Annotated in this window: 1 pseudogene; it reads right to left on the reverse strand. The window is 45.4% G+C overall.

Annotated elements, in window-relative coordinates:
- Positions 1–134: 134 nt before the first annotated feature.
- Positions 135–295: pseudogene (locus AB4512_RS25160) on the reverse strand (peptidase M23); the annotation flags it as partial.

Raw genomic sequence — 295 nt, forward strand, 5'->3', positions numbered from 1 at the left:
GTATCAGCCAGCGGCACGGCGGTTGTCGTCGCTTAATCTATTAGGCTATTAAGCAATCAGGCAGCCTAATGAAAACTCGTTCTAACCCTTTGATGATTAGCCGCCAAAGGGTTAGAACAGTTATAAGCTGATACTTAGCTTGATGTTACTCGTGCAACCTTTTGCCCGGAGAGCATGTCATCAAACGAGGCAACTCTCGCCAAGAATGCACCTTTATTTTCAGGTAAGATAGAACTCGCTAAAGGTAAGTTCGCTTTCATTGAATCCACAGCCCTTCCACGCACCAGTACTTCAA

The organism is Vibrio sp. 10N.222.52.B7, from assembly GCF_041474275.1.
Classification (GTDB): Bacteria; Pseudomonadota; Gammaproteobacteria; order Enterobacterales; family Vibrionaceae; genus Vibrio; species Vibrio crassostreae_C.